Origin of the sequence: uncultured Caballeronia sp., from assembly GCF_964243625.1 — a bacterium.
GTDB lineage: Bacteria > Pseudomonadota > Gammaproteobacteria > Burkholderiales > Burkholderiaceae > Caballeronia.
The window spans coordinates 1-6973 of record NZ_CAXTGZ010000308.1; the positions used below are offsets into that span (position 1 = coordinate 1).

General features: G+C 59.5%; 8 protein-coding genes and 1 pseudogene. 2 read left to right on the plus strand and 7 right to left on the minus strand.

The annotated features are described in order from the left end of the window. The 3 genes and pseudogenes from ACFFAR_RS19840 to ACFFAR_RS19850 all read right to left on the minus strand — a co-directional run. Positions 1-161 (minus strand): annotated as a pseudogene (locus ACFFAR_RS19840) (diacylglycerol kinase); the annotation flags it as partial. An 88-nt stretch (positions 162-249) separates the two neighbouring features. Further along, positions 250-1281, minus strand: a complete 1032-nt coding sequence (locus ACFFAR_RS19845; RefSeq protein WP_062167106.1) for a glycosyltransferase family 1 protein — start codon at positions 1279-1281, stop codon at positions 250-252. Positions 1282-1309: 28 nt separating this feature from the next. Beyond that, a complete protein-coding gene (locus ACFFAR_RS19850; RefSeq protein WP_062167105.1) occupies positions 1310-2254 on the minus strand; it encodes a UDP-2,3-diacylglucosamine diphosphatase in 945 nt (314 codons plus the stop codon). Positions 2255-2457: 203 nt separating this feature from the next. Between ACFFAR_RS19850 and ACFFAR_RS19855 the strand changes: the two genes are divergently transcribed. Beyond that, positions 2458-3207 carry a methyltransferase domain-containing protein gene (locus ACFFAR_RS19855; protein WP_174364571.1) on the plus strand — a complete coding sequence of 250 codons (750 nt, stop codon included), beginning with the start codon at positions 2458-2460 and terminating at the stop codon, positions 3205-3207. Between the two features lie 33 nt (positions 3208-3240). Here ACFFAR_RS19855 and ACFFAR_RS19860 read toward each other — a convergent pair whose 3' ends face one another. The 4 genes from ACFFAR_RS19860 to ACFFAR_RS19875 are packed head-to-tail and all read right to left on the minus strand — an operon-like array spanning position 3241 to position 5516. Next, positions 3241-3768 carry an RDD family protein gene (locus ACFFAR_RS19860; protein WP_174364570.1) on the minus strand — a complete coding sequence of 176 codons (528 nt, stop codon included), beginning with the start codon at positions 3766-3768 and terminating at the stop codon, positions 3241-3243. A 3-nt stretch (positions 3769-3771) separates the two neighbouring features. Further along, the gene (locus ACFFAR_RS19865) at positions 3772-4503 is read right to left on the minus strand and encodes a DUF3106 domain-containing protein (RefSeq protein ID WP_375508319.1); all 732 of its coding nucleotides are present in this window, start codon (positions 4501-4503) and stop codon (positions 3772-3774) included. Positions 4504-4521: 18 nt separating this feature from the next. Further along, positions 4522-4956, minus strand: coding sequence for a DUF3619 family protein (locus tag ACFFAR_RS19870; RefSeq protein WP_061999846.1), 435 nt, complete (start codon positions 4954-4956; stop codon positions 4522-4524). Next, on the minus strand, positions 4953-5516 hold the full coding sequence (locus tag ACFFAR_RS19875) for an RNA polymerase sigma factor (RefSeq protein WP_056354030.1): 564 nt from the start codon (positions 5514-5516) through the stop codon (positions 4953-4955). The genes ACFFAR_RS19870 and ACFFAR_RS19875 overlap by 4 nt, the downstream gene beginning before the upstream one ends. Positions 5517-5900: 384 nt before the next feature. Here ACFFAR_RS19875 and ACFFAR_RS19880 point away from each other — a divergent pair. After that, on the plus strand, positions 5901-6973 hold a 1073-nt coding region (locus ACFFAR_RS19880), incomplete at its 3' end, for a thiamine pyrophosphate-binding protein (protein ID WP_375508320.1).

Sequence of the window (6973 nt, forward strand, 5' to 3'; positions counted from 1 at the left end):
CGAAAGCCGTTCAGCGAGTTTTTCATCGCGTGCCAGGCGCGTGTCAGGCCGCGATTGCCCTTGTAAGGGTTGAAGGGCAGCGGGGCAAGCATGTCGTCGGGGCTCAATGGTTCGCCGGCGTCCTCTTCCTGGTCGAAGGGTTCGCGATGAGCATAGAGCAATGAGTCCGCTTGTACTGAAGGTTTGGCTTTCACATTGCGGCTTCGGTGGTGATGCGTTGATGTTGCGTTGGCGTTGCGCGTTACCTCTCTACGCGGCGGCCTGTTCCTGCGTCGCGCCGCGTGTGCCGAGCGGTTTCAGATGCGAAGCAAATTGCTCCGATGCCGCGCGCCACGAAAACTTTTCCGCCCACGCGCGCGCATCGGCACGTTCTATTTTAAGCGCTCGCAGGCAGGCTTCCTGCAGGTCTTCATCGAGTGCGCCGGGTCCATCTGTTCCCAATACATCGATAGGACCCGTCACCGGATACGCCGCCACCGGCGTGCCGCATGCCATGGCTTCGAGCAGCACCAGCCCGAAGGTGTCCGTGCGGCTCGGGAACACAAAGACGTCTGCCGCTGCATACACCTTCGCGAGTTCAGCCTGCGACAACACGCCGAGATAGTTCACGTTGGTATAGCGCGATTTTAGCTCGGCGAGCGCAGGACCTTCGCCCGCCACCCATTTCGAACCGGGCAAGTCGAGCTTCAGAAATGCCTCGACGTTCTTCTCGACCGCCACGCGTCCCACGTACAAGAAGATCGGGCGCGTGGTGTTGAGAACCTTCGAGTCCATCGGCTGGAAGATATCCAGATCCACGCCCCGTGTCCACAGCACGACGTTCGTGAAACCGAACTTCTCGAGGTCGGTTTTCACCACGGGCGTCGGCGCCATCACCGCTTGCGACGGCTTGTGAAACCAGTGCAGGAACTTGTACGTTACGCCAAGCGGAATGCCGAAACGCGCCTGTACATACTCAGGAAAGCGCGTGTGATACGCGGTTGTGAAAGGCAACTTGTTGCGTATGGCAAAGGCGCGCGCCGCCATGCCGAGCGGACCTTCCGTTGCGATATGCAGCGCATCGGGAGCAAATTCTTCGATGCGCTGCGCCACCCGGCGGCGCGGCAGCAAGGACAGCCGGATCTCGGGATACGTCGGGCACGGTATGGTCTTGAACTCGAGCGGCGTCAGCAACTCCACGCGGTGCCCCAAAGCCGTCAGTTCGCGGCTCGTGCTCTTCAGTGTCCGCACGACGCCGTTGACTTGAGGTTCCCAAGCATCGGTCACGATCATGATTTTCATTCGATGGCCTCTCGGTTAAGTGAAATGCTCAGGCGGTTGCCCCGGCCTTTTGTGCGTGGTGTTCTGGTGCGCGCAATACGGTCCAATAAACGATCTTCAGTTCGCCTTCGAACGTCTCGACGAGCGCCGACAGACTCTCGACCCAGTCGCCGTCGTTGCAATAAAGAACGCCGTCTATATCGCGAATCTCCGCTTTGTGGATGTGCCCGCAGACCACGCCATCGCAGCCGCGCCGGCGTGCTTCATCGGTCATCACGGATTCGAACTTCGAGATGAAATTGACCGCGTTCTTGACCTGATGCTTGAGATACTGCGAGAGCGACCAGTAGTTGAAACCGAAGCGGCTGCGCACGCGATTGAACCAGCGGTTGAGCAAGAGGATGATCGTGTAGAGCGTGTCGCCCAGGTAGGCGAGCCACTTGGCGTGCTGGATAACGCCATCGAAGAGATCGCCGTGAACGATCCACAAGCGCTTGCCGGCAAGCGTGGTGTGGAAAGCTTCCTGGCGCACGTGAATATCGCCGAATGCAAGGTCGCAGAACTGGCGCGCGGCTTCGTCGTGATTGCCGGGGATGTAGACCACCTGCGTGCCTTTGCGGGCTTTGCGCAGGATCTTTTGAATCACGTCGTTGTGCGCCTGCGGCCAGAACCAGCCTTTGCGAAGCTGCCATCCGTCGATGATGTCGCCGACCAGATACAGGTATTCCGAGTCGTTGTAGCGAAGAAAGTCGAGCAGGTAGTTCGCCTGGCAGCCGCCGGAGCCGAGGTGGATATCGGAGAGCCAGATGGTGCGGTACCGATGGTCGGCGGGGGCATCGTCGAGACGTGAAGTGCCTTGTGGCGCGAGGTTCGCGCCGGTCGTTTCGGGTGGTGCAGATGGCGCGGCGCCGGTGCGAAACGCAATGGCTTCTGCATCGCGGAGGGTAACGCCTAACAGATCACTGAGGTTACTCGCAGACGATTTGGTGGCCATGGGCACGCGCAACGGGTTGCAGTGAGCCCATTGCGCCATGCCAGCGTGACGGTGCCATGACAGTCACAGAAACTTCTTATTGATCGGGTGTCCGATACACAGTTGTTGCATCTATTGCAGGATCTGTTAAAACTGCGCATACGATCGCCTAATGGAGCGACATTCGACTCTATACTCGCTGGTTTCCAGCGGAATCCTAACTAATGCTTAACGTGACGGTACGTCCGGTCGAACGCGTATCGACTTGCAAGATCTGCAACGCGCAGGCGCCTCTTTACGGTGTCACCGATTTTCAAAAGAGTTGTGAAGAAGCGCGCGGCCACTATCTGCCGCTCACGGGCGTGCCGATCTATTACCACCGATGCAATGAATGCGGTCTTGTCTTCACACGAGCGTTCGACGACTGGAGCAAGGCCGAATACGTACAGCACATCTATAACGACGAGTACGTGCTGATCGACCCTGATTATGTCGATGCACGGCCGGCCAGTAACGCCGCCTTCATTCTTGATTTCGTCAAGAAGGGCAAAGACCTGAAGTGCCTGGATTACGGTGGCGGGAATGGAAAGCTGGCGGGACTGTTACGAAAAAATGGATTGGACGCCCATAGCTGGGACCCGATGGACGCGGCCGGTGCGGAGCCGCCCTCCTGTTCCTTCGATTTCATCAGCGCTTTCGAGGTGCTCGAACATACGCCGGAGCCGCTCGTGACCGTCCGGGAAGCCTTGGGGCTGCTGGGTCCGCGCGGCGTGTTGCTGTTCTCGACATTGACTATCGATCACGTTGCGCCGCGCGGTATGGACCACTGGTACATCGCGCCGCGTAATGGCCACATCACCATTTACACGCGACGCGCGCTGGACACGTTATTCGCGCAGGAAGGTTTTCGTGTGCATCACTTCAACGACAACCTGCATATGGCGTTGAACAATGATCCGGACTGGCTGAGTTGATTTGGAGTAAGGACGAAGGCGCCGGGCCATCGATCAAGCAGGGACCGTCGGCGACACAGTCACCACGCGCGTGCCTGCCATCCGGTCGTGCAGGAACTGTCTCGACGGATCAAGCCAGATGGCCGCTGCCCATAGCACGATCCACCCGGCGCACAGACACAGCGTGACGGGCACACTCAAGCCGAGCAACGGATGCAGCGCAAGCGGCGGCAAGAACCATAACCAGGCTAAAACGAACCGCAACGCGGCGCGCGCCGTCGAGACCTTGGCGCCGCGGGCATCGACCACTTTAAGGCGCCACGTCTTCATGGGCAGCGTCTGGCCGCCATGGGTCCAGAAGTAGACGAAATAAATCGCGAGCACGATCCCGATCCACGTCATCAAAAGGTTGTGATGGGTGAGTCCGTTGCGTTGCTGCGTGAGCGTGCTGAACAGGTATCCGGCGATGAACACGATCCCAAAGAGGATCACGCCCTCGTAGACCATGGTGGCGAGGCGGCGGCGCAACTTGGGCGCGACCAATGGGGCTGCGGCGAGTGACTCGAAGGAAGCACTCACCATGGCTCAGGAACCGTTGAAGATCGATGGCGCCTGCTGAGGCGAAACCGGAATCGGCGTGGCGGGAACAAAACTGGCCGCACTCGGAATGGCGGGCGCTACAGACGCAGGCGTGCCGATGTCTGCTCCCATAGCGTCGGACGCATGCCCGTGGTCCCGGCCGGTAATCAGCCGGTTGATGTCCTTGACTTCGGTTTTTCCGGAGGGCGGCGCGCTGACGACGGTCGGCCGGCGAGGTTTCTCGGCTGCCGCCAATTTCTTCTTTTGCTCTTCGGGAAGCTTCTGATACGCATCCCAGGCGCGTTCGCGCTTTTCAACCGGCACGGACTTGGAGACCTGGTAATTTTCCCGCGCGACCTTGCGCTGGTCCGGCGTCATGCGGACCCATTCGGCCATCCGCTCGTGCAAGCGCTTTTGCCCTTCGGGCGAGAGCTTGGGATACCGCGACGCGATCTTCATCCACTTCAGCTTGCGCTCTTCGCTAAACTGATCCCATTGTTTTGCAAAGGGCGCGAGTGCGGTTCGCTGGGTTTCGGTGAGCCGATTCCAGGCGAGAGGGCTGTCGGGGGAGAGCGATGAAAGCGGGGACAACACGTCCGCCGCGCTCGCGCCAGAAGGCGCGGCAGCAACGGTAACCGCGGAAGCGGCCGAGTAGAAACGCGGATAGGTGGCGGCAAACGCGACGAGTCCCGCAATTGCGCATCCAAAGACAATCGCGAGGCCGCGCTTGTAACTCACCCGATAACTCCTGCAGACTTAATGATTACGCGTCAGGTACGCGTTGAAACCGTGGTCGAGATAAGCGTCGAGCGGAAGGTTGTCGCTCAGCATGGCCGCGTCGATATCGGCGAGTTCGGCGGTACGCTGCTGATCTTCCCAATAAGCAATGCCGGCCAGTCCGATCGCAAGCGCCAGCAACGGCCACGCAAGCGCCAACCGCGAAAAGCGGCCGCGTTTGCCTGACGGACCGGGAACCGGGCCGCCGAGGCTTGGCGCCATGCCCGCACCTGCGAGCGCCGGGGCAAAAACCGGCACTGCGACTTTTTCCGGCTTCTTGCGGGCGAGCGCCGTCCGCCGGGCCGCCGCGAGCTTGTCGAGCGACGCGGCAGGTAGCGTTGTAATACTTTCGTCGAGCGCGCGGCGTACCTTCAGCGCGAATTCGGCTTCTTTCTGATCGAGAGCGTTGCTCATAGCGTGATTCCTTTCGCCTTCAGCGCGTGTGCCAGCGCATGCGTGGCCCGCGAGCAATGCGTTTTTACGCTGCCCTCAGAGCAGCCCATTGCAGCGGCGGTTTCGGCGACATCCATATCCTCCCAGTAACGCATGAGAAACGCTTCCCGTTGACGTGCTGGCAATTTCTGGATTTCCGCGTCGATCAGATTGAGCACCTGTTCGCGCTCGAGCCGGCTTTCGCTGCTCTCCGCACCGACCGTGCCATCCTGCGATTCGAAGGTTTCGAGGGGGTCGAATTCGTCGTCGTCTGCGTTCCCGAACGACGAAAACAGGCTCACCCACGTATTCCTGACCTTTTGGCGCCGGAAATAGTCGTGCGTTGCATTTTGCAGGATACGCTGAAACAAAAGCGGCAATTCAGCCGGAGGGCGGTCGCCGTATTTTTCGGCGAGCTTGATCATCGCATCCTGAACGATGTCGAGCGCCGCGTCGTCGTCACGTACGGTGTACACCGTCTGCTTGAACGCGCGTCTTTCGACGCCCGCCAGAAAATCGGCGAGTTCCTTGTCTGATGCCATCCGTGAGGCCCGGCGCAACGAGTGTGCGTCGATAAGGGTTGGTGAGAGGTTAAAAACCTGCGGATGCTAACAAACTTTTGGGTGAACAGCGAGGAAATGCCTCAGACGGCGGCCCGCGAAGCAGACTTTTCCGCATCATTTCGGAGAGTTCCGAGCCTTTTTTCACCCCTTTTCAGCGCATTCCGGTTGGGGTCCAAGAAGTTTTTGCTTGACTGTCTTTATTGCCTCGGGCTATCGTTTCCGACTCGCATCATCAGTGAACTGTCTCTTTGAGGCGAGCCCAAGAAGCCCGCTTCCCATTTAGACGCGCCGCTTGAACCCGAGCCATAAGCCCGGCAGAGAGCACCCAATCAATTTTTTGCCGAAAATTCGAAAGGTGAATGTATGAATATGCCCAGCGCGGAATTCTCCACGTCGGATACGACTCCCCCACTCGAAGCGCAATCCATTGGCGGCACCGTGCTCATGCGCGCGCTGGCTGACGAGAACGTCGAGTTCATTTGGGGCTATCCCGGCGGCTCGGTACTCTATATCTACGACGAGTTGTACAAGCAGGACCAGATCCAGCATATCCTCGTGCGCCACGAACAGGCCGCGGTTCATGCCGCCGACGCCTATGCGCGTTCCACCGGCAACGTCGGCGTGTGCCTCGTGACCTCGGGCCCCGGCGTCACCAACGCGGTGACCGGTATCGCCACGGCTTACATGGACTCCATTCCGCTCGTCGTCATCAGCGGTCAGGTTCCGACTGCGGCGATTGGCCAGGATGCGTTCCAGGAGTGCGACACGGTCGGCATCACACGCCCGTGCGTGAAGCACAACTTCCTCGTGAAGGACGTGCGTGAACTGGCCTCCACCATCAAGAAAGCGTTTTATATCGCGCGCACAGGCCGTCCCGGCCCGGTGCTGATCGACATTCCGAAAGACGTTTCAAAGACGCCGTGCAAATACGAGCCGGTCAAATCCGTCTCGCTGCGTTCGTACAATCCGGTCACCAAAGGCCATTCGGGCCAGATCCGCAAGGCCGTGCAGCTTTTGTTGTCGGCCAAGCGTCCGTATATCTATACCGGCGGCGGCATCATCCTGGCGAATGCGGCGCGCGAGCTGAACCAGTTCGCCGATCTGCTCGGTTATCCGGTCACGAACACGCTGATGGGTCTCGGCGGATATCGTGCGGACAAGAAGCAGTTCCTCGGCATGCTCGGCATGCATGGCACTTACGAAGCCAACATGGCCATGCAGCATTGCGACGTGCTGATCGCGATCGGCGCGCGGTTCGATGACCGCGTGATCGGCGATCCGGAGCATTTTGCGTCGCACGCGAAGAAGATCATTCACATCGACATCGATCCGTCGTCCATTTCCAAGCGCGTGAAGGTCGATATCCCCATCGTCGGCGACGTGAAGGAAGTGCTGAAGGAACTGATCGAGCAATTGCAGACGGCCGACCATGGCCC

Coding starts and splice junctions, on each gene's coding strand:
- ACFFAR_RS19845 (WP_062167106.1), bottom strand. CDS start 1,281: ATGAAAATCATGATCGTGACCGATGCTTGGGAACCTCAAGTCAACGGC.
- ACFFAR_RS19850 (WP_062167105.1), bottom strand. CDS start 2,254: ATGGCCACCAAATCGTCTGCGAGTAACCTCAGTGATCTGTTAGGCGTT.
- ACFFAR_RS19855 (WP_174364571.1), top strand. CDS start 2,458: ATGCTTAACGTGACGGTACGTCCGGTCGAACGCGTATCGACTTGCAAG.
- ACFFAR_RS19860 (WP_174364570.1), bottom strand. CDS start 3,768: ATGGTGAGTGCTTCCTTCGAGTCACTCGCCGCAGCCCCATTGGTCGCG.
- ACFFAR_RS19870 (WP_061999846.1), bottom strand. CDS start 4,956: ATGAGCAACGCTCTCGATCAGAAAGAAGCCGAATTCGCGCTGAAGGTA.
- ACFFAR_RS19875 (WP_056354030.1), bottom strand. CDS start 5,516: ATGGCATCAGACAAGGAACTCGCCGATTTTCTGGCGGGCGTCGAAAGA.